26 protein-coding genes, 1 tRNA gene and 1 other RNA gene are annotated in these 26,183 nt (G+C 64.5%); 14 read left to right on the top strand and 14 right to left on the bottom strand.

All coding sequences use genetic code 11. The features are described from left to right. Positions 1-14: 14 nt before the first annotated feature. From QF777_04335 to QF777_04325, 3 genes are read right to left on the bottom strand one after another with little or no spacing between them, the layout of a single operon-like run. Positions 15-1,289 carry a CaiB/BaiF CoA-transferase family protein gene (locus QF777_04335; GenBank protein MDP6910775.1) on the bottom strand — a complete coding sequence of 425 codons (1,275 nt, stop codon included), beginning with the start codon at positions 1,287-1,289 and terminating at the stop codon, positions 15-17. Beyond that, positions 1,286-2,176, bottom strand: a complete 891-nt coding sequence (locus QF777_04330) for an SDR family oxidoreductase (GenBank protein MDP6910774.1) — start codon at positions 2,174-2,176, stop codon at positions 1,286-1,288. The genes QF777_04335 and QF777_04330 overlap by 4 nt, the downstream gene beginning before the upstream one ends. A 19-nt stretch (positions 2,177-2,195) precedes the next feature. Beyond that, positions 2,196-3,404, bottom strand: coding sequence for an aminotransferase class V-fold PLP-dependent enzyme (locus tag QF777_04325; GenBank protein MDP6910773.1), 1,209 nt, complete (start codon positions 3,402-3,404; stop codon positions 2,196-2,198). A gap of 43 nt (positions 3,405-3,447) precedes the next feature. Here QF777_04325 and QF777_04320 point away from each other — a divergent pair, with 43 nt between their 5' ends. From QF777_04320 to QF777_04290, 7 genes are all read left to right on the top strand, one after another. Further along, complete coding sequence (locus QF777_04320; protein ID MDP6910772.1) at positions 3,448-3,930, top strand: nuclear transport factor 2 family protein; 483 nt, start codon at positions 3,448-3,450, stop codon at positions 3,928-3,930. Beyond that, positions 3,927-4,505, top strand: a complete 579-nt coding sequence (locus tag QF777_04315) for a nuclear transport factor 2 family protein (protein ID MDP6910771.1) — start codon at positions 3,927-3,929, stop codon at positions 4,503-4,505. Before QF777_04320 ends, QF777_04315 begins: the two co-directional genes overlap by 4 nt. Then, positions 4,502-6,310, top strand: a complete 1,809-nt coding sequence (aceK, locus tag QF777_04310; GenBank protein MDP6910770.1) for a bifunctional isocitrate dehydrogenase kinase/phosphatase — start codon at positions 4,502-4,504, stop codon at positions 6,308-6,310. Before QF777_04315 ends, aceK begins: the two co-directional genes overlap by 4 nt. Before the next feature lie 9 nt (positions 6,311-6,319). Further along, entirely contained in the window at positions 6,320-6,988 is a 669-nt protein-coding gene (rpe, locus tag QF777_04305; protein MDP6910769.1) for a ribulose-phosphate 3-epimerase, read from the top strand. 27 nt (positions 6,989-7,015) lie between these two features. Beyond that, complete coding sequence (locus tag QF777_04300) at positions 7,016-7,618, top strand: ATP-dependent Clp protease proteolytic subunit (GenBank protein MDP6910768.1); 603 nt, start codon at positions 7,016-7,018, stop codon at positions 7,616-7,618. Between the two features lie 38 nt (positions 7,619-7,656). Continuing rightward, positions 7,657-7,738 (top strand) — tRNA-Leu (locus QF777_04295). 1 nt (position 7,739) lies between these two features. Then, a complete protein-coding gene (locus QF777_04290; protein ID MDP6910767.1) occupies positions 7,740-10,262 on the top strand; it encodes an EAL domain-containing protein in 2,523 nt (840 codons plus the stop codon). A gap of 99 nt (positions 10,263-10,361) precedes the next feature. On the opposite strand, the gene QF777_04285 is transcribed toward QF777_04290, so the two are convergent. The 3 genes from QF777_04285 to QF777_04275 form a co-directional block, all read right to left on the bottom strand. Further along, entirely contained in the window at positions 10,362-10,976 is a 615-nt protein-coding gene (locus tag QF777_04285; GenBank protein ID MDP6910766.1) for a non-canonical purine NTP pyrophosphatase, read from the bottom strand. Positions 10,977-11,011: 35 nt separating this feature from the next. Next, positions 11,012-11,746: a ribonuclease PH gene (gene rph / locus QF777_04280; GenBank protein MDP6910765.1), complete on the bottom strand. Its 735-nt coding sequence runs from the start codon at positions 11,744-11,746 to the stop codon at positions 11,012-11,014. Positions 11,747-11,848: 102 nt separating this feature from the next. Next, a complete protein-coding gene (locus tag QF777_04275) occupies positions 11,849-12,307 on the bottom strand; it encodes a M67 family metallopeptidase (GenBank protein MDP6910764.1) in 459 nt (152 codons plus the stop codon). 87 nt (positions 12,308-12,394) lie between these two features. On the opposite strand from QF777_04275, the gene smpB reads away from it, so the two are divergent. Continuing rightward, the gene (smpB, locus tag QF777_04270) at positions 12,395-12,868 is read left to right on the top strand and encodes an SsrA-binding protein SmpB (protein ID MDP6910763.1); all 474 of its coding nucleotides are present in this window, start codon (positions 12,395-12,397) and stop codon (positions 12,866-12,868) included. Between the two features lie 12 nt (positions 12,869-12,880). Here the strand turns inward: smpB and QF777_04265 are convergent, their stop codons facing one another. Then, positions 12,881-14,158 carry an aminotransferase class III-fold pyridoxal phosphate-dependent enzyme gene (locus QF777_04265; GenBank protein MDP6910762.1) on the bottom strand — a complete coding sequence of 426 codons (1,278 nt, stop codon included), beginning with the start codon at positions 14,156-14,158 and terminating at the stop codon, positions 12,881-12,883. Between the two features lie 193 nt (positions 14,159-14,351). On the opposite strand from QF777_04265, the gene ssrA reads away from it, so the two are divergent. Further along, positions 14,352-14,741, top strand: a transfer-messenger RNA (tmRNA) gene (ssrA, locus tag QF777_04260). Between the two features lie 116 nt (positions 14,742-14,857). Here the strand turns inward: ssrA and QF777_04255 are convergent. The 4 genes from QF777_04255 to QF777_04240 form a co-directional block, all read right to left on the bottom strand. Continuing rightward, positions 14,858-15,778, bottom strand: a complete 921-nt coding sequence (locus tag QF777_04255) for an alpha/beta hydrolase (protein MDP6910761.1) — start codon at positions 15,776-15,778, stop codon at positions 14,858-14,860. Beyond that, complete coding sequence (locus QF777_04250; protein ID MDP6910760.1) at positions 15,771-16,958, bottom strand: CoA transferase; 1,188 nt, start codon at positions 16,956-16,958, stop codon at positions 15,771-15,773. Before QF777_04250 ends, QF777_04255 begins: the two co-directional genes overlap by 8 nt. A gap of 171 nt (positions 16,959-17,129) precedes the next feature. Further along, complete coding sequence (locus QF777_04245; protein MDP6910759.1) at positions 17,130-18,239, bottom strand: Zn-dependent alcohol dehydrogenase; 1,110 nt, start codon at positions 18,237-18,239, stop codon at positions 17,130-17,132. Between the two features lie 283 nt (positions 18,240-18,522). Continuing rightward, positions 18,523-19,374 (bottom strand): alpha/beta hydrolase, encoded by an 852-nt coding sequence (locus QF777_04240; protein ID MDP6910758.1) that lies wholly within the window; start codon positions 19,372-19,374, stop codon positions 18,523-18,525. Positions 19,375-19,544: 170 nt separating this feature from the next. Between QF777_04240 and QF777_04235 the strand changes: the two genes are divergently transcribed. Genes QF777_04235 through QF777_04225 form a run of 3 tightly spaced genes read left to right on the top strand, consistent with a single transcriptional unit; the run spans position 19,545 to position 22,127 of the window. Further along, a complete protein-coding gene (locus QF777_04235) occupies positions 19,545-20,519 on the top strand; it encodes an ATP-binding cassette domain-containing protein (protein MDP6910757.1) in 975 nt (324 codons plus the stop codon). Between the two features lie 10 nt (positions 20,520-20,529). Beyond that, positions 20,530-21,330 (top strand): ABC transporter permease, encoded by an 801-nt coding sequence (locus QF777_04230; protein ID MDP6910756.1) that lies wholly within the window; start codon positions 20,530-20,532, stop codon positions 21,328-21,330. Continuing rightward, positions 21,327-22,127, top strand: a complete 801-nt coding sequence (locus QF777_04225; protein ID MDP6910755.1) for an ABC transporter permease — start codon at positions 21,327-21,329, stop codon at positions 22,125-22,127. The genes QF777_04230 and QF777_04225 overlap by 4 nt, the downstream gene beginning before the upstream one ends. A gap of 180 nt (positions 22,128-22,307) precedes the next feature. Here the strand turns inward: QF777_04225 and QF777_04220 are convergent, their stop codons facing one another. After that, the gene (locus QF777_04220; GenBank protein ID MDP6910754.1) at positions 22,308-23,291 is read right to left on the bottom strand and encodes a ZIP family metal transporter; all 984 of its coding nucleotides are present in this window, start codon (positions 23,289-23,291) and stop codon (positions 22,308-22,310) included. A gap of 92 nt (positions 23,292-23,383) precedes the next feature. On the opposite strand from QF777_04220, the gene QF777_04215 reads away from it, so the two are divergent. Together QF777_04215 and QF777_04210 are read left to right on the top strand one after the other, a co-directional pair. Then, on the top strand, positions 23,384-24,049 hold the full coding sequence (locus QF777_04215; protein MDP6910753.1) for a VOC family protein: 666 nt from the start codon (positions 23,384-23,386) through the stop codon (positions 24,047-24,049). A 130-nt stretch (positions 24,050-24,179) separates the two neighbouring features. Next, on the top strand, positions 24,180-24,596 hold the full coding sequence (locus tag QF777_04210; protein ID MDP6910752.1) for a cupin domain-containing protein: 417 nt from the start codon (positions 24,180-24,182) through the stop codon (positions 24,594-24,596). A 130-nt stretch (positions 24,597-24,726) separates the two neighbouring features. On the opposite strand, the gene QF777_04205 is transcribed toward QF777_04210, so the two are convergent. Further along, a complete protein-coding gene (locus QF777_04205) occupies positions 24,727-25,392 on the bottom strand; it encodes a TlpA disulfide reductase family protein (GenBank protein MDP6910751.1) in 666 nt (221 codons plus the stop codon). Next, a complete protein-coding gene (locus QF777_04200; GenBank protein ID MDP6910750.1) occupies positions 25,389-25,973 on the bottom strand; it encodes a disulfide bond formation protein B in 585 nt (194 codons plus the stop codon). Before QF777_04200 ends, QF777_04205 begins: the two co-directional genes overlap by 4 nt. Between the last annotated feature and the right edge of the window lie 210 nt (positions 25,974-26,183).

Below are 26,183 nucleotides of genomic sequence, written 5' to 3'. Positions count from 1 at the left end.
CAGTAGGTCGCCACTCAGACAGCGCCGATGACGCCCCGCGCTCGAAGGTCGTCCAGTTCGGTGTCGTCCAGGCCCAACTCACTACCCAGCACGTCGTCAGTGTGTTCGCCCAGCCACGGGACCCGGGTGTCATCGGCCTCAGGTACCTCGGAGAGCTTGACTGGGTTGCCGGGCACCAGGACCGGCGCCTCGGCATCTCCGGGGAGAGTTTCGATCAGCATGTTGCGGACCGCCAGGTGCGGATCGGCTACCACCTGGCTCGGAGTCAGGGACGGTCCGCACGCCATCCCGGCACCAGAGAGCGCAGTGACGGCCTCGACGGTGGTGCGACCGGTCGACCATGCCTCGATGGCCGGCCGCAGGATTCCGTCCATGTGATCCTGCCAACCGGCCCGGGTGGCCAGTCGCTCGTCATCGGCCAATTCAGGCCTACCAATCTCAGCACACAGTACGGCGAAGTGGTGTTCACGCACGCACTGCAGGACGAAGTGGCCATCGGACGCCGCAAACGTGTCGACGATGCCAACGCCGCTTCCCCACTCGCGCTCGACACCCATTGAGAAGAAGTTGGCCACGATGTCGGTCATGGCCACCGTCGCATCCAGCATGGCCACATCCACGTGCTGGCCGAGACCGGTGCGGTCCCGCTGGCGCAACGCGGCAAGCACGCCGACCGCGCCGAACAACGCTGAGCTGATGTCACCCAACGCCCCAACGGGGTTGGCGGTCGGGGCCCGTCCCGGCGCACGCTTGAACTCGTAGATCCCCGACATCCCCTCGACGATCGAAGCGTAGGCGCCCATGTCTCGATACGGCGACGCAGGGTCCTGTCCGAACCCCGACACTGATAGGTACACCGTCGCAGGGTGCACTGCCCGTACGGCCTGATAGCCGATGCCTAGTCGGTCGGCCGTTCCGGCCCGGAAGTTCTCACCGAACACATCGAAGTTGCGGGACATCCGTAACACCAGATCGACGCCCTCGGGTTGCTTTAGGTCAATGGCCACGCTCCGCTTGTTGAGGTTGTTGCGAAGGAAGGTGGCGCCCACCGGGCGACCCTCGGGATCGTGTACGGCCGGGAGCGAACCACGGGCGCTATCCCCAGTCGACGGGTGCTCAACCTTGACCACCTCGGCACCTAGGCGGGCCATCAGCTGTGTGGCGAACGGCAGAGCAGCCATCTGCTCCACCGCCAGGATCCGGACGCCGTGCAATGGGCGAACAATGGACGGCTCCTCCTCACCCCCTTCCGCCATCTCGTCTCGTACTTCCACTCTCCCGATGCTCACAGGCCAGTCGGTCGATTAACGAAGCGGCGGGCCTCAGGCGAGAAGAACCAACCGCCACCGGCCAGGGTCCCGCCATCCACGGGCACGTTGTGTCCGGTCACGAACGCCGACAGGTCGCTGGCCAGAAAGAGGGCAACCCGAGCCTGGTCCACGGGCCATCCCAGGCGCCCAACCGGTGCCCACGACTCCCATAGGTGGTCGCCCGCCCCCGACGGTCCGTCGGGGGCCAGGTAGTCGACCTGGGGTGTCTGGGTGAGGTCAGGGCCGATGCCGTTCACCCGGATCCCTCGGTGGCCGTACCCGGTAGCCAGCGAGGTCGTGAAATGGGCCGCCGCGGCCTTCATGGCTGCGTAGACGGGCTCGCCGGGGAATCCCCGCATGCCCTCCACGGAGTGCACGTTCACGATCGACCCGCCACCACCATCAATCATGGGCGCAAGGAATGCCCGGGTGACCCGAAACAAGTGCTCAAGGTTCACGGCGTACATGGCCGACCAGGACTCCGGATCGGACTCGTGGAACCGGACCAGCGGCCGATGGTCGCCTACGTTGTTGACCAGCACGTCGATCCGCCCGTGTTCGCCGAGCACCTCGCCACGGAGGTCCTCTACCTCAGCGTCGCACCGGACGTCAACCACGTGGGCCCGGGCCACTCCCCCGACAGCCTCAATGTCCTCGACGACCAGAGCCGCCCGGTCGGGGTTGATCTCGACGATCTCGACGAGGGCTCCATGCTGGGCGAACAGCCTCGAGATGGCACCACCGATGCCTGCTCCACCTCCGGTGACGACAGCGACCCGACCATCCAGTAAACGGTGCCAGTCCTCGATGGGCGGCACCCTCGACGGATCCTGGCTGGAGGTAGCCGACTCCCTGCCGTCCGTCACGATGCCTCGGTGTCAGGGGTCATGTCGCGGCGAGGTCGATCACTGCAGCCAGCAGGCGGTCCACGTCGTCATCGGTGGTGTAGATGCTGATGCCGGCCCGCACGGCGCCCGCCTCGACGTCCAGTCCAAGCGGCCCCATCGCCTCCACGGCGTAGTTGTGGCCGTCCCAGACGGCGACACGGTCTGTCGCCAGCCGTTCAGAAACCGCTACCGGCGTCTGGCCGGCCACCTCGAACATGAGCGTGGGTGCCCGGTCCGCCACATCCTGTGGTCCGACCACCCGGACGCCGTCGATGGCGTGCAGGCCACCGATCAGACGAGCGAACCGTTCCGCCTCGGACGCAGCGATGACGTCGAGACCGACGTCCAGAAGAAAGTCCGCTGCGGCCTCGATGCCAGCCAGCGCCTCCCATGAGGGCGTGCCGTACTGGAGACGCCCAGGTCCCCGTTCAGGCGCCGGTCGCACCTTGTAGGCCTCAAGGTCGTCAAGCAGGTCGGGCTGCACCCACATAATCCCGGCGTGCGGCCCGTACCACTTGTAGGACGAGGTGGTAAAGACGTCGCACCCGATGGCCGCCACGTCGACGGGCCGGTGGGGCGTGAGGTGAACGCCGTCGACCACCACGCGGGCACCCGCCTCGTGGGCGGCCCGGGTGATGGCGCCGACATCGGGAACGGTCCCCACCGCGTTGGATGACCCGGTGACCGCCACCCAGCGGGTCGACGGTCCGATCAGGGATGTGACGGCGTCGACCCTGAGGCGACCGGTGGCCGAGTCGAACTCGGCCATACGGACCGTGGCCCCGGTATCAGCGGCCAGCAGCAGCCAGGGCGCCACGTTGGAATCGTGGTCCAAGGTTGTGCAGACGATCTCGTCGTCAGGGCCCAGACTCCGTCCAATGGCCCGTGTCAGAGCCATCATGTTGGCCGTCGTGCTGGGCCCGAACACCATGCCTGTCGGGTCGACTCCCAGAAGGCGGCCCATGACCGCGCTGGTCCGGTCCACTAGTGCGTCACAGGCAGCGGCCGCGGCGAACGCCCCGTGCGAGTTGGCGTTGTTTCCACTGCGCTGCCATTCGGCCGCCGCCTCGATGGCCACGTCGACTACCTGGGTGCCCGCCGGGCCGTCGAATCGGGCCCATTCGCAGCCTTTCCCAGAGACCGCCTCAAAGGCACCTCCTGTGGCAATCCCGGGAAATCGGCGTCGGATATCGTGGAGGTCGCTCATCGTCGGGCACGCTAGTGGGGTCCCCATCCCCGGAAGGAGCCGCGTGGAGGCCTGGGAACTTGACGCCCGCGAACAGATCCGCGACCTGGTCGCCTCGTACAACGCCCACGGAGACCGGGGCCGTTTTGACGAGGTGATGGCCCTGTTCGCCGACGATGCGGTCATGGACGTCGGTGATGGACGTACCTACGACGGCGTTGACGAGATCCGTACCATTTTCACCGGTACTCGTGATTCGGTCGCCGGCGGGTCCTCCGACACCTCCGACGACGGGTCAACCAGCCCCCGCTACCTCCAGCACCACACCGCGGCACCCGCTATTACCGTTGACGGACCGACAGAGGCCTCGGGTCATGCCTACTTCACGGTCATGACCGATCAGGGCGTGGACCACTGGGGCCGCTACCAGGATGCCTACCGGGTGATTGACGGTCGTTGGCGCTTCGCCTCACGGCGAGTGCGGGTCGACGGCACCACCCCTGGCGGATGGGCCGATCGACGACTCCAAGGCACGGATTCCTCGTGAGCAGTCTCGTGGGCGGTAGCACGAACGACGGCCCCCTGGCCCGTTTGATCGCCGAAGCCGATATCCGCCAATTGGTCGCCCGTTATGCGGTGGCTACCGACCAGCGCGATCTCGACGCTCTGGTGGCCCTGTTCGTGCCCGACGTGCTGGTGGGACGCGACCCATCCGGTGAACCGGTACGAGGCATCGAGGCCCTCCGTGAGAATCTGGCCGGCCAGCTGGGCGCCATCGGGGTGACCATTCTCCACGTGGGCACCCACCAGATTGATCTTCAGGGCGACGACGACGCCACCGGCCACGTCTACTGTCGGGCAGAGATCCAGGACGGTGATCGCTGGATCCACCAGACGATCCGCTACGACGACCGGTACCGGCGGGTGGACGGACAGTGGCTGTTCGTGGGCCGAAAGCACCAGTTGTTCTACGGCGCCGAGGTTGGCGCCAACCCGGTTGGCCTGCCCCCGGCGAACTGGCCAACCAACCACGACGGCTGGGGCACCCTGCCCGAAGCCGACCCGACCTGGCAGGCCTTCTGGGAGGAACGTCAGGCGCACGGGGACGAACCGTCAGCGTGAGCGACCACCAGAACTCCGAGCGAGACGACGATCGAATCGGTCACCAGATCGCCGACACCATCCTGGCCGGCTTTGTCGACTACATCGCCGGCTTCCGGAAGGTGTCACGTCGAGCCGGCGCGCACTTCACGGATCGAAACTGGAGCGCCGGCGGCGACGACGCCGACCGGCGACTCCTCATGCACCGGGCCACCGTGGTGACCACTGTGGACCGGGTCCGCCCGTTGGTCGACGGTGTGGCCGACCGGCGTGGAATCTGGCGGTCCGGACGCAGCCACTACAAGGAGCGGATCGCCGACCGCAGCGATTTCGGTCTGGCCGAAACATTCTTCAACTCAGTGACCCGCCGGATCTTTACCACCATCGGAGTCGACAACGACGTCGAACTCCGATGGTTCGGCGCCACCACCATCTCGCGGGGCGAAGGCCGGGCCGAGTTGTTCACCACGGCCACCCGGGTGCGCGACACCGCGGCCATGGTCCGCGAGATCCTCGAAGCGGCGGCCTTCGACGCCCCGTGGGCCGACATCGACGGTGACTCCCGCCGAGTAGCGGCCCGCATCGACTCGTTTCTCCTCGATGAGTGGGACAGCCTGTTAGCCGACGGCATCGACATGCTCCGACCCGTCTTTTACCGCAACAAGGGCGCCTACCTGGTGGGACGTCTCCGACAACTAAACCGAGTGACACCCATTGTCATCCCTGTGGTGCACGGCGACGACGGCCTGCGGGTCGACACGGTCCTGGTCACCGAGTCCCACGCCAGCCGTCTGTTCAGCTTCACCCGGTCGCACTTCTTTGTGGAGTGGCCCAACCCGTCTGAACTGGTCGGCTTCCTCAAGTCACTGCTGCCCATGAAGTCACTAGCCGAGTTGTACACGGCGATCGGCTTTCCTCAGCACGGCAAGACCAGTCTCTACCGTTCGCTGTACCGGCATCTTGACCACTCCCACGACAAGTTCGTCCGCACCCGCGGCACCCCGGGAATGGTCATGGCCGTCTTTACCCTGGTCTCGTTCAACGTTGTCTTCAAGATCATCAAGGACCGGTTCGACCCCCCGAAGAACACCACCCGGGACGCCGTCAAGCGTCGCTACGACCTCGTCTACAACCATGACCGGGTGGGCCGTATGGTCGAAGCATGGGAGTTTGAGAACCTGTCGTTCGAGAAAGACCGCTTCGATCCTGACCTGCTCGAGGAGCTCCTGGCAACGGCGGCCGAGTCGGTCCGGGTAGTCGGCGACCAGGTGGTGATCCGACACGTCTACTCGGAACGGCAGGTGTACCCGCTGAACTTGTACCTGCGAGAGATGTCGACTGACAAGGCGGTAGCCGCGGCCATCGACTGGGGTTGGTCCATCAAGGATCTGGCAGTCGCCAACGTGTTCCCCGGCGACCTCTTCACCAAGAACTTTGGCGTGACCCGTCATGGCAACGTCGTGTTTTACGACTACGACGAACTGGTGCTGCTTGAAGAGTGCCGCTTCCGGGCCATCCCCCAAACCGATGATCCGGCCGACGAGATGCGATCCCAGCCGTGGTTCTCGGTGGAGCCGGGTGACGTGTTCCCTGAGCAGTTCCCAACCTTCATGGCCTTCCCCAGCGACGTGTCGTCAGAGGTTCGCAAGCGGTTCGACGAGGTGCATGCCGACCTGTACACGGTGGCCTTCTGGAAGGACGTCCAGAGTCGCCTGGCCCGCCGCGACCTGCCCGAGTTCTACCCCTACTCCGAGCGCTTGCGATTCCGCCGCAAACCGGTCGAAGCCGCCGATTCACGTGCCGTCGACTCCGTGACACCGGGTTAGTCTCGGCTGATGTCACGCCCCGTGAGGATCGCCCCGTCGGTTCTGCCCGTCGACTTCTCCCGCCTTGGAGAGGAATGCCAGACACTCGAGAAGGCCGGTGTTGATCTCATCCACTGGGACGTCATGGACGGCGTGTTCGTGCCCAACCTGACGTTCGGGCCCGACGTCATCGGGTCGATCCGACCGCTGGTCGACCTGGAGTTCGAGGCCCACCTCATGGTGGTTGAACCCGATCGCATCATCGACCGCTACGTCGCCGCGGGTTGTTCGACGGTGCTCGTCCACGCCGAGGCGTGCGACCACCTGCACCGCACGCTGGGTCACATTGCCGAACTGGGCGCCACCCCCGGAGTTGCGTTGAACCCGCACACCCCGGCCAGCGTGATCCGCCATGTACGAGACCTACTGGGCGTGGTGCTGGTCATGACGGTCAACCCAGGATTCGGCGGACAGGCCTACATCCCCCTTGAGGCAAAGGTCGCCGAAGTGGCCGCCATGCTTGAGGACTACGACTGCTCAGTGGAGGTCGACGGCGGTATCGGACCATCGACGGTGGCCGACGTGGTGTCCGCCGGCGCTGATCGGCTGGTTTCAGGAAGCGCCCTGTTCCGGGACCCGGAGGGCCTTGAGCACGCCGTGTCGGACCTGCGTGCCCGCGCCGAGGCGGCGCAGGCCTGACCGGCCGCGCCGCTACCCTGCGCCTCCATGAACGCCCCCTCACTCTCACCGATGGCCGCCGACGTTGATGCTCTCGAGCACGGCAGGTTCGACGTCTACACCCGGCTGCTGAAGGACCGCATTGTCTTCCTCGGCACCGACGTGAACGACGACATGGCGAACTTCATCATTGCCCAGATGCTCTTCCTAGAGGCCCAGGATCCCGAGAAACCGATCTGGATGTACATCAACTCACCCGGCGGTTCGGTCACAGCCGGCATGGCCATCTACGACACCATGCAGTTCGTGGGCCCCGAGGTGGGCACCATCTGCATGGGTCTGGGTGCTTCGATGGGCCAGTTCCTGTTGTGCGCCGGGGCCCAGGGGAAGCGCTACGCCCTCCCCCACGCCCGGATCATGATGCACCAGCCCCTCGGTGGGGTCCGTGGGCAGGCCTCCGATATCGCCATTCAGGCCGAGCAGATGGCTTACACCAAGAAAATGCTGCAGGAACGCATCGCCGGACACACCGGTCAGACGGTCGAGACCATCGAGTCCGACAGCGACCGCGACCGCTGGTTCACCGCCGACGAGGCCCGCGAATACGGGATCATCGACAAGGTGATCGTGCGCCGCGGCGAGATGCACTGAACCGGGCATTTGAACCGAACCCCATAGGGTTCAGTGACGCGGACGTGGCGGAACTGGCAGACGCACCGGCTTTAGGAGCCGGCGCCGAAAGGCGTGGGGGTTCGAATCCCCCCGTCCGCACGTGACCGAGTTGCCCGCGCCCCCGACGTCTGATTCCGCGACACCTGACGTTCTCGACGGCCTGGTTGACGCGGCTCCGACAGGTTCGGCGAGGTTGGACGAGACGGGCAGGGCCGTCCGGGTGAACGCCCACTGGGAATCCACCACCGGCCAGCCCGCCGAAGATGCCCTGGGCGATGGCTGGGCCGCCGACATCGACCCCGACGGCCGGGTTGACTTCCTGGCCGATCTGACTCGTTCGCTAGACAATGGGACAGCACTGCGAGGTCGACTCCGGTTCCTGGCCGCCGATGGCTCCACCCGCTGGGTTGACCTGTCCACCACACCCGTGACTTCGGGTTCTTCCGGTGGCACGGGTGCTCTCCTGACCGTGGTCGACGTCTCCGACGAAATGGACGAGACTCGTCGGGCCCACGAGTTGACCCGAGTGCTGGAGGCCACACCCGATCCGGTGGCCGTACTCGACCCTTCAGGCGAATACGTGGTGTGGGCCAACGACGCCCTACAGCGCCACGGTGCCGTAACGACCTCCCGGACCGGTGAGCCGGTTCGCATCCTGGACCTGTTGGATGGTTGGTCCCAGGCTCGGTACGCCACCGCGGCGCTGCCCACAGTCCGGTCCGAGGGAACGTGGCGAGGCGAGCTCCGACTGGTGGGCGACAGCGGGACTGTGCCTATCTCGGCGATCCTGGTGACCCACCGCGACGAGGAAGGTGCCGTGGACGCCATCTCGGTCATGGGTCGCGATCTCACCGACCTGCACGCCGCCCAGGAACGCGTCGAAGCATCCGAGATCCGCCTGGCCGCCCTGGTCGAGCACGCATCGGACCTGGTGTGCGTGATCGGCGAGGACGGACGCATCGTCTACGCCAGCCCGGCAGTGGCCCGCATCCTCGGAAGCCAAGCTCACGAACTCGAGGGTCTGGACGTCACTGAAGTGGTCCACCCCGACGATGTCGGAATGTTGGGCGCCCGGGCCGCCGAGGTGGTGGCCCGCCCCGGAATGTCACCGGCCGCCGAGGCGCGAGTAGCCCACGCCGAGGGCGGCTGGCGCCACATGGAGATCGTGGCCACCAATCTGCTCGGCAATCCGGCGGTAGCCGGCGTGGTGGTCAACGCCCGGGACGTCACTGAACGAGTTGAGGTGGCCGCCCAGCTCGAGGAGCGGGCTTATCACGACGAGCTCACCGGGCTCCCTAACCGAGCCTTGCTGTTGGACAGACTTCAAGATGCGTTGCATCGAGCGGCCCGCCACGACCGGATGGTCGGCGTGCTGTTCTTGGACCTCGACCGATTCAAGGTGGTTAACGATTCCCTGGGCCACGGCGTCGGCGACGACCTGCTCCGGGAGGCTGCCCGACGCCTCGAACGGACCATCCGTCCCGGTGACCTAGTGGCCCGTCTTGGTGGCGACGAGTTTGTGGTGGTCATTGCCGACATGGTTCGGACCACTGATGCCCTGGCCGCCGCCGAACGGGTCCGAACCGCTCTGGCCCGCCCAGTGGCGTTCGGTGCCGACACCACTGTGATGTCGGCCAGCGTGGGCATAGCGGTGGCCCACGGCACCGAGACCCCGGCCGACCTGCTACGCGACGCCGACACCGCCATGTACCGGGCCAAGGAGGGTGGCCGCGACCGTGCGGTCATGTTCGGTGCCCACCTACGGGCCCAGGCGGTGCGCCGCCATTCGGTCGAGCAGGAGCTCCGCTCGGCACTCGACGAGGACCGAATCGAGGTTCACTTCCAGCCGGTGATTCGTCTGGCCGATGCCCGGGTGGTTGGCGCTGAGGCCCTCGCACGGATCCGGGCCTCGAGCGGCGAACTGCTCCAGCCGGCCCAGTTCATCGACATCGCCGAGGACACGGGACTCATTGCCGATCTGGGTGCCCGGGTGCTGACCATTGCCGTGAGTCGCCTCGCCGCGTGGAATGAGCGGTCCCAGGTGAGCTCCGGCGACGAGCCGCTATCGATGGCCGTCAACGTGTCGGCTCGTCAGCTGTCGGATCCGATGTTCCCCCGTCTGGTCGCATCCACGCTGGCTGACAACCGGGTCGACCCGACCCACGTGGCCCTCGAGTTCACCGAGAGTGCCCTGATTGCAGCTAATCCGGTGACCGGGTCGGTGCTCGGCGAGTTAACTGCCCTCGGCGTACGGATGGGCCTGGACGACTTCGGGACCGGGTTCTCGTCCCTGGCGTACCTCAAGCGATTCCCCATCGACTTCCTGAAGATCGACCGGTCCTTCGTGGCCGGTCTCCGAGAGGACGAAGTCCGTGATCCGGTGCCGGCAGCCGAACGGGACGGCGACGACACAGCCATCGTGACCGGCACCATTGCGCTGGCCCACAGCCTTGGTCTGCGGGTGGTAGCCGAAGGAGTGGAGACCGATGAGCAGCTCAGGATTCTCCGACGCCTGCGTTGCGACCAGGCCCAGGGCTTCCACTTTTCCGAACCGGTCACCGACGCGGAGTTCGATCGGTTCCTCGGACCGGGCCTGACTGGCGCGGACATCTCCCAGAACTGACGGTCGACCCTCGGGTCCACCAGTCCCTCGAACTGAGATACCCGCCACCGGGAGACGTCCCGAAACCGCCGCAGTGGGACGACGGGACGAACCGGAAGTTCAGGAGCGATCTAGGCGCCTCGCCAGATCGCGAAAGGCCCGGCCACGGTGTGAGATGGCGTGCTTGTCGTCGCCCATCTCAGCAAACGTTCGACCGTCGCCCTCCACGGGTACGAACACCGGGTCATAGCCGAAGCCACCATCACCAGCCGGTTCCTCGATGACGTGCCCCTCAACGGTGCCCGTGGCGATCAGCTCGGTGCCGTCGGGGTGCCGCACGAGGGCCACGGTTCGGAACCGTGCCGTCCGACGACCGGCCGGAACGCCCGCTAGTTCACCGAGTAGACGAGCGGTGTTGGCCGCCGCGTCGCCCTCGGCGCCGGTACCCCCATCCGCCGCGTAGCGGGACGAGTGCACGCCGGGCGCACCACCGAGGGCGTCGACCTCCAGACCGGTGTCGTCGGCCACCGCGGCCGCTCCGGTGGCTTCACAGATGGCCATGGCCTTCAGGCGGGCGTTGGCTTCCAGGGTGTCGCCGTCCTCGACCACATCGGGCACGCAGGCCGGTCGGGGTTCGAGGTGGGCCAGACCCTCCATGACCAAGCTGATCTCGGCCACCTTGTGGGGATTTGCGCTGGCTATCACCAGGCGGGGCAGCGCCGCAGAGTCCCCCATTGGCGCCCCGGTCTCGGCCTCGTTTTCGATGTCGGTCAGGTCCGGGTGGCGGGCGGCGTAGCCAAAAGGGCCCGCTGGGCCTCGACGATGTCGGCTATTCCGCCGGTGGCCAAGTCCACGAGCGCATCGAGTTGGGAGCGTTCGAAGGCCTGACCCTCGGCGGTGCCCTGTACCTCGACGAAACGACCCGAGCCGGTCATGACGACGTTGAAGTCGACCTGGGCCGTGGAATCTTCGACGTAGGGCAGGTCGAGCCGGGGGGCACCGTCGACGACGCCCACCGAGATAGCGGCTAGTTCCTCGATGATTGGTGAAACCGGTAAGTCGCCGGCGGCCACCAGCCGGGTGAAGGCGTCGTGAAGGGCAACGAAACCACCACAGATCGACGCGGTACGGGTGCCGCCATCGGCCTGGAGCACGTCGCAGTCCACGGTGAGTTCCATCTCGGGCATCGCCTCAAGGTCGACGACGGCCCGCAGCGAGCGGGCGATGAGGCGCTGGATCTCCTGATCACGCCCCGAGGTACGGCGTCGGATGCGTTCTGGGCTGGACCCTGGAAGCATCGAGTACTCGGCGGTCACCCAGCCGCGGTTGGTGTTCCGAAGCCATGGCGGCACGCCGTCACCCACCGACGCGGTGCACAGCACACGGGTGCGGCCGAAGGTGACCAGACACGAACCGGCGGCCATCTCGGTGAAGTCCCGCTCAAAGGACATAGGCCGGAGTTCGTCATCGGCACGGCCGTCGGGACGGGGACTGGACTGGGACACGGTGCCTCCATGGGCTAGTCGATCGATTTACCTGCGCCGCTGAGCGGCGGTGGGTCCGATTGTTGGGTTCGAGAGAGGGTCGGCGGGAGAACGAGAGAGAATCTAGGAGACAATCAGGCTTTCGGTCTCGACGGGCACCTCGGTGATGCCGCCGTCCAGAATCCGGTAGGCCCGTAGCGTCGGATCGGGATGTTTGAGCGACACGATCACGAAGATCCACGACCCGAAAGGGTCGAACCGGCCAGCGTCAGCAACATCGGTGGGCGACGGATAGGCGGTGGTGTGGGTGTGGCTGTGCATGACGCCGAGCACGGCCCGGCCCGCCGAGTCAGCCTCAGCTTCGACGTCGAGCATCTCCTGGCCGTCCAATACGTAGAGCTTCCATGCCTCGTCGGGACCAGCCTTGTTGGCCATTGGGTGGTAGCCGTCGACGTGCAGTGTGCCGGGCGCACCGGTGAACAGACCGCAGGCTTCGGCGGGCATCTGCGTCAGGGCCCGATCGACCATCGCCGCATGCACGTCGCTGGTCAGCGTCAGGATCTCCGGCCGGTCGTCTCCCATCGGCGACGAGGCTAACGGCGCCCCCGGGGCCCGTCGGGACGCTGTTCCGACCCAGCCTCAACAGGGGTCGCCGGTACGATCTGGCCCGTGGCAGACGAAATCGACCGCACGGTCGCCTCTAACCGCCGGGCCCGGCACGAGTACGACCTCCTTGATTCGTGGGAGGCGGGTCTCGTCCTGCGCGGTAGCGAGGTGAAGTCGATCCGGGGTGCCAAGGTCCAGATCGCCGAAGCGTTCGGACGCGAGGACAAGGGCGAGCTTTGGCTAGTCGGCATGCACGTGCCGCCGTACGCCATGAGCGGCGGTGAGTCCATGGGCCACGACCCCGACCGGCCCCGCAAGTTGCTGTTGCACCGCGCCGAGATCCGCCGCATCATCGAGCGCATGAACCTCGAGGGTCTCACACTGGTGCCACTCAAGCTCTACTTCAAGGGTGGCAACGCCAAGGTCGAGGTAGCCCTGGCGCGAGGCCGCAAGCTGCACGACAAGCGCCAGGCGCTGGCCCGCAAGGAGGCCGACCGCGAGGCCGACCGGGCCATGGGGGCCGTACGCCGGCGTTGAAAGTCCAGGCCGTCAGACGCCACAGACGGTGGTGATCGACTCGGTCACCACGGTGACCACCCGGTCCATCTCGACGTCCGTGATGGTGAACGGCGGTCCGATGAGCAGGGCATCGGGCACGTGGCCGTCCCCCGCCGGATAGACCCACACGCCGCGCCGCAGGGCCTCGGCTACCACCCGGGCGCCCAGCCCGCCTGACGACTCGCTGACGGAATCACCGGTCACTGGGTTGGCCGTCAGCTCAATACCGATCATCAGTCCTAGGCCCCGCACCTCGGTGACGTTGGGATGGGCCTCCAGGAGGCGCAGCCGTTCCAAGAAGTCGGCGCCCTTCTTGGTACTGGCCGCCACCAGGTCCTCGTCCTCAAGGATTGTCAATGCGGCGATACCGGCCGCACAGGCCGCCGAGTGGGCCGAATAGGTGAAAAACATCAGGCCACGACCGGCCTCGGCGATGGGTGTGACCACCTGGTCGGTGGCGACTACCCCGCCGAGCGGCGCGTAGCCGCCGGATAGGCCCTTGCCGCCCACCAGGATGTCGGGCACGACATCCCAGTGGTCGATGCCGAACTTCCGGCCGGTACGCCCAAAGCCGGTCATGACCTCATCTGTGATCAGCAGGATCCCGTGATCATCACAGATCGTCCGAACGTCGGGCCACCAGTCATCGGGGGGGATCAGGGCGCCCGCCGTGGCTCCGATGACCGGCTCAGCGATCACCGCGGCGATTGTCTCCGGCCCCTCAGTCTCAATCACCCTGACCAGACCCTCGGTATCGAAGTTCGGCATCCGTGGATGGTCAACGAGCACCTGTTCGAACCCGGACCGGCGGGCCCGGTGGCCGCCGACGGCGAGGGAGGCAAGGGTCACCCCGTGGTAGGAAGCTTCTCGGCCGATGACCTTGCGGCGTTGAGGTTGTCCGACTGACGTGAAGTGGGTGATGGCCAGCCGGATGGCCGTGTCGACTGATTCGGATCCTCCGCTGGTGAAGCCCACCCGGGTCAACTCTGGCGGCAGCCAGCGGTTACGGAGCAGTTCGACCAGGGCGACACGTTCCTCCGTCACCCACGGCGGGATCACGTACGACACCCGTCGGGTGGCTTCGGCTACAGCATCGGCCACCTCGGAGCGTCCGTGCCCGATGTTGACGGCAATGGCTCCCCCACCAGCATCGATGACCTCGCGTCCGTCGGCGAAAAAGAGTGTGCAGCCCTCGGCCCGCTCGACGACCGGGGGGACGTCAGTGGAGGGGATGAACGCGTAGGAGGCAGCACGTTGGTCGTCGATCACCGGAGTCTGGCAGGCCTGTCTGCCCAGTGGGGTTCTCAGACACCGGTCCATCGAAACCGGGGGTCACAGGCCGGCGATACCCTTGTCAAGCGGATGAAGCACCGGTTCCCGATACCGGACCGGGACGAATCCGGACAACTTGACAACCGAGCACTTGATATCCGCACATGGTGGCCTGCGGGCCACCGACCACGGGGCTGATCGGTTTCGACGCCGATTGCAGTGGTCGTGACGTGCGACCGGAGTGGCCCAGACTCCTTAAACGGGGCACCAACAGAGACGCCAAGACGGACGATCTCGCTCTCGCCGCCTGACCTAGTCAGGTGACCGAGAGTCATCGCGACCGGTAACGGCACGCGGGGTCGGTCCACCGCAACCCGGCAACAGAAGCGGTGGAGACAGCTGGGACAGACTGCTGACGGCGTGAAAGAACGCTGACCCGGGGGAAAGACCCCGTGGCGGGGCCCTCGTGGCCCGCCCGACCCGGCGGGGTGGCAGCCATTAAGCCACAGTCTCGGGAACGGTCGTATCACGCACGGTCACCCTTCGACGGACGGGGGTTCGATTCCCCCCAGCTCCACCACGGCGTGTTCGCAGTTTTTGCGTGCACGTGTTCGCAGTTTCGAGAAGGCAGCGCTTTTGGCGCTGCCTTCTCGGGTTTTCAGCCAATGACTAGGGGAAGTGGACGATGGGCCTCAGTCAGTTGTCGGAGTGAACGAACTCGAGGCGCCGTTCCATTGCCGCCTCGAAGTGCCGAGCGACAGGCAGGAGGTGATGACCTTCATCGATCAGTACGAGTTCTGCACTCTTGAGGGACTCGCTCGCCCGTATGGCGAGTTCCACGGGGACTGCACCGTCATTCATCCCGTGGGTGATCATGGTCGGGCACGTGATTTCTGCGATCGGCAGTGGTGCCAGAGGGTCTTCGTTGTCTACGTCGTTGTCGAACCCTGCTCGCCGTAGCTTCCACGGTGCGAACGAGGTCAACATCTCCTGAACAGACTCGACCCGCTCCTGGTCAGTCATGATCCACTCCACTGCTGCTCGCCTCTGGACCTTGTCGAGGCCTGTAGTGGTGCTGTCGATGAGCACGGACGTTGCAACCTTCGGCCAGCGATGGCCCACCGTGTGCCAGAACCACGCACCAAAGGTCGAGAAGAGCGACAACCGCTCGACCAGGCTTTCTGATGAGTCGTAGTGGTCTAGTACCGCCGAATCGAGGAGTAGCGACCTGACCCGACTGGGGTGGCGGGCCGCGAAATGTAGCGCTGATGGGCCGCCTGCGGAGTAGCCGAGCACTGTGATTCGGTCGATCTTCAAGGCGTCGAGTACGGCCGCGTACAGGTCGGCCTGCTCGGTCGGCGTTCGACCCGACGAGAGCGGCGTGCGTAGATAGCCGGGACGAGACAGGGCGACGAGCTCGCACCCGTTGTCGCGGAGGTGGCGGCTGTACATCAACCCCTGATCGAAACCGCCGGGGCCGCCGTGAATCACCAGCACAGGAGTTCCGTAGCCTTCTCGGGCGACCTCTACGTGACCGCGCTCCGTGTTGATGACGGCCGCGCGGCGACCCAGGTCAGTCCGCAGCCTCTCGGACCAGCGCATCTTGGGCTCAGGCATCGTGCTGGCGGATCACGCCGTCGGTAATGAGGGCGTCGATGGCGGCGTCGTCATGGCCGAGTTCGCCGAGCAGGTCGCGGGAGTGTTCGCCGAGCATCGGCACGCTGGAGCGAGGGCCCCAGGCCTGGTCGTTGATCCGGTAGCCGTTGGTGGTGACGTGGATTTCGCCGACCGGTGTGTGGAGCGGTTCGGTGATGCCGCGGGCGTCGGGCTGGCCGGAGGCGAAGGTTTCGGCGAGCTCGCGGACGCCGCCGCCGACCGCACCAGCTTCAGCGAAGATTCGGTCCCATTCGTCGGTGGTTCTCTCCAGGAGACGGGCCTCGACGAGGGCTTGAATTTCGTCGCTGCGGGCGAAGAGGTCTTCGAACTCCACGTCGGTGAGTTCATCGAGACCGATAGCAGCGGCGATGGCCTGCCAGTGACGGGGTAGGTAGCCCGCGAGCATCACGTAACCGTCGGCGGTAGCGAACCGCCCGAGCATGGGGGCTTCGATGTCCTCGTTCAGTTCGGAGACGCCGCCGTGTTGAGAGGCGGCAGTGGTGTCGTAGTTGACGAGCAGCATGGTGACGTCCTGCATCGCGACGTCCACTCGCTGGCGCTCGCCGGTCTGGTTGCGCAGCATCAGCGCGGCCAGGATCGCGGAGGTTGCGTGCATGCCGGTCGCATAGTCGAGTACCGGGCCACCGGTACGGACCGGGCCCCGGTCGCGCTTGTTCGTGGCCATGAAGCCGGATGTCCCCTGGATGACATCGTCGAACCCCGGGCGGTGGCCGTGCGGTCCGGTCTGGCCGAACGCTGAGATCGAGGCGTACACGACCGTGTCGTTCACCGCAGCGACGTCGTCGTAGCCGAGGCCGTGGCGGGCGAGCGAGCCGGGACGGTAATTCTCGAGAAACACGTCGGCGCCAGCGGCCAGTTCGAGGACGAGGTCGCTCCCCTCGGGCTGGGAGATGTCGACCGACAGGCTGCGTTTGCCGGCGTTCTGGGCCATGAACCCGGTGCCCATGCCGGACATAACCTGCTCCCGGGTACCCCTCCACGGGCGGACAAGATCGCCGGAGAGAGGCTCGACCTTGATCACGTCGGCGCCGAGCAGGCCGAGCTGGTACGAGCAGTACGGCCCGGCGAGAACATGAGTGAGATCGACGATCCGGATGCCGTCGAGTGGACGGGAAGTCATGGTGAGGTCCTTGCTGCTGGGGTCTGGTGGTTCGACCCGACGGGGCCTACGACGCCGCGCACCACTGGCGCTCGATCGAATCGAAGGCCTTCCCGGACGCAGACATCAAGAGAGCATGGTGTAGCACACACAGGTTTTCACAGATTTACGAAACTGTAGAGCCTCCCCCACTTAACGGGTGAAGCCTCCCCTACGAGTCCCATCGAACACGACGATGCTGCGGCCAAGGCCACCGGTACGCATCTCGTGGAAGGCCTCATCCACCTCGTCGAGGTGGATGTGCCGGGCAGTCACCTCGTCGAGGAGGAGGCGCCCCTCGAGGTAGTGCTCGACGAGTAGCGGCATGTCCACCCGGAACCGGTTCGAGCCCATATTGGAACCTTGGAGTGATTTTTCCTCGAGGAGCTTGGCCGCCTCGACCTCCATCATCTGGCCTTCGGGCACCATGCCGATCACCGTTGCGGTGCCGCCACTACGTAACATCTGGAACGACTGCTCCGCTGTCTCACGGCGACCCAATGCCTCAAACGAGAAGTCGACCCCGCCCGCGGTCAGCTCCAGGACGGCCTCGACCGGGTTCTCCCGAGAGGCGTCGACCACGTCGGTAGCGCCCACCAAGCTGGCCAGGCTCAGTTTGGCTTCGGCCACGTCGACGGCGATGATCCGTCCAGCGCCGGTGATAGCGGCGGCATTAACCGCCGAAAGACCGACGCCGCCACAACCGATTACCGCCACGGTGGCACCCGGAGACACTCGAGCGGTGTTGACGACGGCACCGAAACCAGTCATCACGGCGCAGCCGATGAGAGCCGCCCGATCCAGTGGCATCTCGTCACGTACCTTCACTGTGGCGTTCTCGTGTACCAGCATCTGCTCTGCGTATGCGGACAGTTCGTAGAGTTGAGCGACCCGTTCGCCGTCGAGAGTCAGCCGAGACGGATCATCGGGGCCACGGCGCACGTCCGGGCTCGTACACAGATAGGGGCGGCCACCGGTGCAATCGGCGCAGCGTCCGCAGAACACCGACATGCAGGTGATGACCCGGTCGCCGGGCTGCACGTAGGTCACCTCAGACCCAACAGCCTCGACAACACCCGCGGCCTCGTGACCTAGGACGACAGGGAGGTCAGTGCCGTAGTGGCCCTCGATGAAGTGCAGATCGCTACGACAGACGCCACAGGCGGCCGTCCGTACGACCACCTCGTGCGGCCACGGGTTGTCCAACTTGACGTCTTCGATGGTGAGCGGTTCACCCACCCCGTGGAGCACCGCTGCTCTCATTGGCCTCCACCTCTCGGTTCCGCGATCCGACCTCCCAGATACGTCTGCGCTATAGGTAGTTCTATTGGGAGCTGCGCTGGTAACCATATTTCGGAAGCCCCTACACGGGTGGCCACTCGCAGCAGAGCCGTAATCTCGACCAAGTCCGCTGTGTCTTCGCGCTCGTTCAGCGCCACCCAGAAAGCCTCTACGTGCACATTAGAGAGCCCCAGGTCTTGGCCTAGATCGTCATCGTCCAGGTTCGGTTCCGATCAATAGAGACCTACTAGTCAATAGAGACCTACTAGGCGAGCGAGAGTTCGAGTTGCCGCCGAGCAACTGCGTCAATGTGTCGACACCAAGGCAATCCGTGATGGCCCTCTTCGACGAACATCAACTCGGCATCAGGAATCTTGCTGGCAGCGCTGATGGCGTGGTCGATGAGAGGAAAGGCATCGTTGTTGCCTTGGACGATAAGCGTTGGCGCCGTCACCTCGGCGAAGGGGAGTGGCTCAAGGTTGATCTCATTTGATTCATCGTTCCTCTGCCCAGACTTTCGAAATCTCCTCGGTGCGAGGGAGGCGGGGAGTTCAACAACACAGTCGAGTCGTGCCGGACTGGAAGTGATCCAATCCACTGCATCCCGTTTGCGGTCCTTGCTCAGCCCGGCTGACAGAACGTCAACCACGAATGCCGCCGTCAGCCTTGGCCACCTTTTCGCTATCTGACATGAGAGCCAGACCCCGGCACCGGACTCAAAGATCGCTCGCTCGATCGCGTTGCTCACTGGGGAGATCGGCAACAGTACGGCTGCGTCAAGAAGCAGCGCTTTGGTTCTATTTGGATGTCGGGCGGCGAAATGGACTGCCGACGGGCCGCCTGACGAGATGCCCAGGATCGTCACCTTGTCGATGTGGAGGGCGTCGAGCATTGATGCGTATAGGTCGGCCTGTTCGGACGGACTTCGACCGGAATCAAGTGGTGTCCGGAGATACCCGGGTCGTGACGGAGCGATCAGTTGGCAGCCGCCGGTGCGCAGGCGTTGGGCCCAGACCAGGCCCTGGTCGAACCCACCGGGCGAACCGTGGATGCTCAACACTCTGGGTCCATCGCCTTCTCGGGCGACCTGGACTGGCCCAAGGTCAGTTTCGACCATGGTGGCTCGCCCATCCAGCGACCTCATCAGATTCTCAGCCCAGCGCGACACGACGACTCCGGATTAAGCGGTAAAGAAGGTGAGACTTGAGGGAGATATTACGACTCCGCTCAGTAGAGCGTCGCTCGTCTGGCATCGGGGTGGGGTTCAGCGAGTAGGAAGAGCCGCATATGGACGAGAACACGGGGTTACGAGTGGCGGACAACGTCGTGATTGAGGCAAGTGGCCTCAAGAGAACCTTCGGTGAGGTGGTCGCCGTCGAAGGAATCGACCTGTCCGTTGCCCGTGGTGAGATCTTTGGCTTTCTCGGACCTAACGGTGCCGGCAAGTCGACCACCGTTCGGATGCTGACCACCCTGCTTCGACCCACCGGGGGTACTGCGAGAATCGACGGTCACGACGTAGAGAAGTCGGCCGCCGCTGTCCGACGGATTATCGGTGTGGCCTTGCAGGACGCCTCTATTGATCCGCTCATGACGGGGAACGAATTGATGCGACTTCAAGCGGTGCTCCACGGCATCTCTCGATCGGAGTCCAAGAATCGTGGAGCGGAACTCCTAGCGAGGGTGGGACTGTCGGGTGCGGCGAGCCGGCGTGTGGCCACCTATTCGGGGGGCATGCGGAGGCGCCTAGACCTGGCTCTCTCGCTGGTGCATGAGCCCAGCATCCTTTTCCTCGACGAGCCGTCTGCTGGACTCGACCCCACGAGCCGACTTGCTCTCTGGGAGGAGGTGCGCAGGCTCAACAGCGAGTTGGGAACGACGGTCTTCCTCACCACCCAGTACCTCGAAGAGGCGGACGAGTTGGCCGGCCGGATCGCCATCATCGACCATGGCCGGCTGGTTCGCGAAGGCTCACCGGCAGATCTCAAGTCGACGGTCGGTTCTCCGACGCTGCGGGTGGACGTCGACCCTGTCTTCCTCGAGTCGGCTCGGAGCGTTCTTATCGGCTTCGGACCCGAGCGTCCGGCTTTCGAGGGTCGCTGCGCCATTGGTCTCGACGGAGGTGCTGCACGGGTGGCCGAGGTGGTTCGGGCCCTAGATGACGCCGGAGTAACCGTTTCACACCTAGAACTTGACCTGCCCAGTCTTGATGACGTGTTCGCCGACGCGACCGGCCGTCGCCTCGAGGGGGCCGAAAAGTGAATCTTCAACTGTGAGCGGAGGTGCGGCAACAGGGCTTCGCCTCGCCGGAGCCCAAACTCTGGCCCTTACCCGCCGATCCGTTGTCTCGGAATGGCGCCAGCTCGGCAACGTAGTTCCAGGGATCGTGTTTCCGCTGCTGCTGGCCGCCGTCTACACGCACCAGTTCACCCGCGCCATCCTGTTGCCCGGCTTCCCTGCCGTCGACTCGTTTCTCGACTTCGTACTGCCGGCCAGCCTCGTTCAATCAGTGTCGTTCGGTGCGACCGAGGCCGGAACGGAACTAGCCCGTGACATCGAAAACGGTTTCTTTGATCGGCTACGGGCCTCGCCCTGCACGCGCCTTCCGTTGTTGTTGGGGCGACTCGGCGGGGCCGTAGTAGTAGCCGCCGTCAAAGGGGTTCTCATCATCGCCATATTCCTGTTGTTTGGCGCCGAGATCGCCGGTGGTCCGGCTGCTGCTGTCGTGCTGGTGGCCGCAGCGGTCCTCCTCGTCATCGCCATTGGGGGGCTGGGCCAGATGCTGGCGATCTTCACGGGCAGCCAGGAGGCCGTCAACGCCACGTTTCCGCTGGTATTCACGAGCATCTTCATGAGCTCGGCGTTTTTCCCGACCAACCTGATGAGCGGCTGGTTCCGCGAGGTGGCCGAAGCAAACCCGGTGACTTGGATTATCGACCCGGTCAGGCGCCTCATACTCGAGGGCTGGTCGTGGGCAGACGTTGGTCAGGCACTTGTCGTTCCATTGGTGATTTCTGTTGCCACGGTGACGATGGCAGTGGTCGCCCTGAATCGGAAGCTCGGTTCCTCGTGAGCGCCGTCACGGTCGATCACTCCACGGACCTGAGATTCGCCGGCATGGTGGCCTCTGCAATCTGCGGTCGGGGGATGCGCCGCATCATGGCGCGGCCAACCTTGATCATGCCGGTGCTGCTGATGCCGCTGATCTTCGTTGTCAGCTTCACAGGCGCATTCGGATCGCTCACTCGGGTCGAGGGTTATGGGACCGACAATGTTTTCAATTGGATGGCGGTATACGCCGCCATGCAGGGGGCGGTGTTTGCAGGGGTGGGTGGTGCATCGACTACCGCTGAGGACATTGAGAACGGCTTCTTTGATCGGCTGTTGCTGACTCCTGGCAGCCGAGTACCGATCTTGGTTGGGACGATGGCCTACAGCGCGCTGAGGTCGACGATTCCGACTACAGGCGTGTTACTAGTTTCGGCTCTTGGTGGACTCAGGTTGCCCGGCGGACCGCTTGCCCTGGTGACTGTTTACGTGGCTACGGCGGGTATGGCCTCAGCGTTCTGCCTTCTCGGCCTGGCAGTCGTCTATCGGTTTCGCACAATGCGCTCCATGATCCTGATCCAGGTCTGCGGGTTCAGCTTGATGTTCTTGTCCACCGGCCAGGTGCCGATTCACTTCATGAACGGCTGGCTACACACCGTCGCCAGAGTGAATCCAGTCACCAACGTGCTGCGGTTTGCCCGCCAAGGGTTCCTGGGTGACCTCACCTGGTCGACGACGTGGCCAGGCCTCGTAGCTCTTGGTGTCATGGTGGCTGTCGCCGGGTCTCTCGCTGCCCACCAGTTGCGTCGACTGGGAGCGTGACCACCGGATGATTGCCTAGTCGACGACGGTCAATCCCCTGCCCACGGCGACGCGATCCCTCTAGAGGCCATAGGGCACCGAAACTCGAGAAGGCAGCCCCAAGAGCAATGCCTTCTCGAAACTGCCTAAACGCCCTGGTGTTGGATTCGCGCTACGAACTACCGGCTCGAGTCTTGATGGTCAACGGCTGTCTTCTGCGTGGGCATCGTCGTGACCATCGTCGTGACCATCGTCGTGACCATCGTCGTGACCATCGTCGTGACCATCATCGTGACCATCATCGTGACCATCATCGTGACCATCATCGTGATGACCTACGTGACCATCATCGTGATGACCGTCGATCTCATGATGGCCATGCTCCAAGATCCCAGCGCTATTCAGCACTATCAGAAGCATGGAGAACGCTGCCGCACTTGACAGCACGTTGCGCACTGACCGCCGACCAGTCGTCAGATTGTGTATAGCCGGGAGAGTGTCGACCGTTGCTACGTAGACGAAGGTCCCAGCCGAGAAAAGCAACACGAGGGCCAGAACTGACTTATCAGCGCCGTCGAGCACCAGGTATGACAGGACGATGGCCACGGGCGTGGCGAGAGTGAATAACAAAAGCCCCTTTATGGCTGCTCTCCTACCCCCCGGTTGATGTAGCAGGAAGATTCCAAGGCTGAGGGCGGCCGGCACGCGGTGAACGATCACCGCAAACGCTACGAGCAGCGAGAACGATGTTTCGCCAGATGTTGCGGCCGCTCCGATAGCAAGGCCATCTGCCAAAGCGTGGACCGACAGCCCTAGTGCAACGACTCCTGATGAGTACGGATGATGTACATGCTCGTGGCCGTGACCGCTTTCGTGGTCGTGATGCTCCTCGTGAACAGCGTGACCGATTCCCCAGCCTTCTAACACCAACAGCAAGCTGAATCCCGCCAAACCAGCAAGACCAAGGACCACGGGATCGAACGCGAACCCGCCACCGCTTTCAGCAGCGGTATGAAAGCCCTCAGGGACTACGACTACAAACGCCGAAACCAACAAGAGCCCGGACGCGAAGCCAGTCAGGTCTGCAAGCCCTTGAGATGAGACCCTGTTGACGAACACCTGGGGCAGTAGCCCAGGACCAAGAGAAACCACAACGATGAGTAGGACTAGGTAGAAGATTTCCATCAACTCATACTAATGAGAACCATTCCTATTTCCACACGTGTTCGCAGTTTCTTTCTCTCGAGGACTGCAAGGATGCGTTGCCGGCAGAGGGGGTGAGCATCTTGACCACGCGGATCGATCACTTCATGTACGCCGTGGCATCGCTAGACGAAGGCATCGAGTGGGCAGCGGACACGTTCGGGGTAGCAGCGGCTTACGGAGGAGAGCATGTGGGTCTCGGAACTCGCAACGCACTTCTGTCCCTGGGCTCCACCTATCTCGAGATCATCGCACCTGACCCGGCACAGTCTCAGGAAGGCAACTCCGGCGCACAGTTCGCCAACTTGACGAGTGGCGGAATGGTCACCTGGGTGGCCGAAGGTGATCTCAACGCCATAGCCAAGGCACTGGAACTAGCCGGCGTATCGAGTCAGGGTCCCAATCGCACCCAGCGCACGACGCAATCAGGTGAACTCCTTGTGTGGGATCTGTTGTTCCCTATCGGAAGTCCACACGGTGGGCGCTTACCGTTTTTCATCGATTGGCTCGAGTGTGCCAATCCGAAGGACACCAATCCCGTCGGGGGTGAGCTCAGGGCGTTAGCCATCACAACGCCCGACGCCGATGATCTCGCAGGCACCCTGCGTGCCATCGATCTCGACATCGCAGTATCTGAAGGGCCACCGGGAATATTCGTCACGATTGACTCCCCTCGAGGTGAAGTGGTGCTCGCGACCACAAATGCGACTTCCCGCTTGCAGTTCGGTCGCACCCATTGAGCCTCCTGCAGTCGACCCAAGGTGAAGCCGCCCCGGCCGGTGGGGTGGGTTACATCAGGTGCAGACTCGAAACTGGGGCTCGTAGGTGCGGTGCCGACCTGGTCAGTTAACGGGAAAAGAGAGGATCAGTATGAGCGAATCACTCACAAACGAGCATGGTGTCGAGATCTTCACACGGCGCATCTTTCGTTGGGATGAGGTCGACACGGTGCGCTGGGACGACGACGGGCTTGATGCACAGATAGTCACCGGCGAGCACATGCACCTAATCCGGGCCGCCTACGCGCCGGGTTCGACCTACGAGATGCACAGTCATCCCCATGAGCAGTTCAGCTTGCTGCTGTCCGGCCGGATGCGGCTGACCGTGGGAGAGGAAAGCCGGGAGATTGGACCGGGCGACGGCTGGTACGCCCCTTCGGGCGTACCTCACGGGGGCGAGATCTTGGGCGAAGAGGAGGCGGTGTTTATCGACGTCTACTCCCCGGCAACGCGCTGGATCCTGGGGGAATTGGCGACCGGCAGGGTGATCCCCTCACCCCGCTCGTAGGTTCGGACCCATCCAAACCTCAGTTAGGGCTCATGTAGTTAACGCAAGGCGCGACTCTCACCGTCACCAACGCCAGGTCTAGACAGGCAGCCAGCGTCCCGAGCCGGCCGTCGCCTCTCTGGTCCCCTACTCAGGCGGAGCCGGAGCCAGTGCGCACTGCACCTGAACGCCCCGCCTGGTCGAGCGCCCAGTTCCAGTCCTCAAGAGCCAGCCCTCCGCTGATCCGACCGCGCACCTTCCCGTCGGTTCCGACGACAACGAAGTACGGGAAACTCCGAAGCCCGAACGCGTCGGCCACGGTGCCCGTGTCGTCGTCTCGCACCGCGACGGCCGGCCAACCCTCACCGGCCAACCAAGCCCGTGGCGGGTTGCCGCGCTCTAGATATACCGCTGTCGATACGGCCACCACCTCGACCCCGTCGGGAATGCCGCCCCGTCCGATCCAATCGACGAGCTTGGGGACCTCGTCCTGACAGTGGGGACACCAGTGGGCGAAGAAGGCCAACACGTAGCCCGACCCTTCACCGGGACGGATGAGCACCTCTCGACCATCGAACGAGGTGGCGTCGAAGTCAGGCGCCATCATCCCGACTGCCGAATCGCCGGACGTGCCGCCAAACTCGGGCAGGACTTCGCCTGCCACCACCACCGGACCGGTCTCATTGCCATCGAGATCACCGACCGGCTCGCCTCCCCCGAGGGTCAGCGCGGCCACCAGCGCTAGGGCAACCGCCCCCACCAGCACGTACGCGATGGTCCGTCCCTGACCTCCGCCACTAGTCATCTTGTCGGTCATGGTCGCTCTTTCGAAGTGACGAAATCCACGTCCCGGCCAGCACGCGGGCCGTCCGGAAGGCCCGCATCCTCGCGAACAGTGGCGGCCAGCACGAGCACCGTGATGGCAGCGAAACCGAAGAACGCCATCACGGGGATCGACACGAAGCCGAACTCGTCGACCCACTGCTGGGTGCACGGTGTCGCCACCTCACAGGAGGACGCCTGGTCGGGAAACCACTGCAACTGCACGTGGTAGCCCGACACGGCCACCCCGAGGAGCGAGAACGGGAGGACCCTCCAACGTAGAAGATCGTCACCTCCCCAGACGGTTGCACCCAGGACCAGGACCAGCGGGTACATGAGGATCCGCTGATACCAGCAGAGTTCACAGGGGATGAAGCCGCCGACCTCGGAGAACCAGAGACTGGCCGCGGTTGAGACGCCGGCCACCGAAAAAGCCAGCCGTCGGGCGTCTGTTCGAAACCCTACGAGTACCACCCGGCCGGCAGCGGTGGTCAACAGAACCACCCCTACCAAGGCCACCGCTGCGGCAACCAACGCCAGGAGCGCCGTGAACAGGCTCATCTGATCGACCGACATACGTAGACGAACCTACCGGCGTACGTGAAGTCGATGTATCCCCGGAGCGCCAGCAACTCGACGGTCTGGACCATCAGATGGCGCTCCATGTCCTCGACCGTAGGAACAGGCCTACGGGGGCACAAGAGCCGAACGTCCCTACCGGCGTAGCGAAGCCAAAGCACCACGAACCACCACACCCGGGAAACAGGACCGGCCGCCACCGACAAC

It is taken from the genome of Acidimicrobiales bacterium (genome assembly GCA_030747595.1).
Lineage (GTDB): Bacteria > Actinomycetota > Acidimicrobiia > Acidimicrobiales > MedAcidi-G1 > UBA9410.
This window is presented reverse-complemented; position numbering and strand designations above follow the sequence as displayed.

Excerpts from the sequence above, each read along its gene's own strand:
- QF777_04325 (MDP6910773.1), bottom strand. The coding sequence starts at position 3,404 with ATGAGCGACCTCCACGATATCCGACGCCGATTTCCCGGGATTGCCACA.
- rpe (MDP6910769.1), top strand. The coding sequence starts at position 6,320 with ATGTCACGCCCCGTGAGGATCGCCCCGTCGGTTCTGCCCGTCGACTTC.
- QF777_04300 (MDP6910768.1), top strand. The coding sequence starts at position 7,016 with ATGAACGCCCCCTCACTCTCACCGATGGCCGCCGACGTTGATGCTCTC.
- QF777_04285 (MDP6910766.1), bottom strand. The coding sequence starts at position 10,976 with ATGGGGGACTCTGCGGCGCTGCCCCGCCTGGTGATAGCCAGCGCAAAT.
- QF777_04275 (MDP6910764.1), bottom strand. The coding sequence starts at position 12,307 with ATGGGAGACGACCGGCCGGAGATCCTGACGCTGACCAGCGACGTGCAT.
- QF777_04255 (MDP6910761.1), bottom strand. The coding sequence starts at position 15,778 with ATGCCTGAGCCCAAGATGCGCTGGTCCGAGAGGCTGCGGACTGACCTG.
- QF777_04250 (MDP6910760.1), bottom strand. The coding sequence starts at position 16,958 with ATGACTTCCCGTCCACTCGACGGCATCCGGATCGTCGATCTCACTCAT.
- QF777_04245 (MDP6910759.1), bottom strand. The coding sequence starts at position 18,239 with ATGAGAGCAGCGGTGCTCCACGGGGTGGGTGAACCGCTCACCATCGAA.
- QF777_04240 (MDP6910758.1), bottom strand. The coding sequence starts at position 19,374 with ATGGTCGAAACTGACCTTGGGCCAGTCCAGGTCGCCCGAGAAGGCGAT.
- QF777_04235 (MDP6910757.1), top strand. The coding sequence starts at position 19,545 with ATGGACGAGAACACGGGGTTACGAGTGGCGGACAACGTCGTGATTGAG.
- QF777_04220 (MDP6910754.1), bottom strand. The coding sequence starts at position 23,291 with ATGGAAATCTTCTACCTAGTCCTACTCATCGTTGTGGTTTCTCTTGGT.
- QF777_04210 (MDP6910752.1), top strand. The coding sequence starts at position 24,180 with ATGAGCGAATCACTCACAAACGAGCATGGTGTCGAGATCTTCACACGG.
- QF777_04205 (MDP6910751.1), bottom strand. The coding sequence starts at position 25,392 with ATGACCGACAAGATGACTAGTGGCGGAGGTCAGGGACGGACCATCGCG.
- QF777_04200 (MDP6910750.1), bottom strand. The coding sequence starts at position 25,973 with ATGTCGGTCGATCAGATGAGCCTGTTCACGGCGCTCCTGGCGTTGGTT.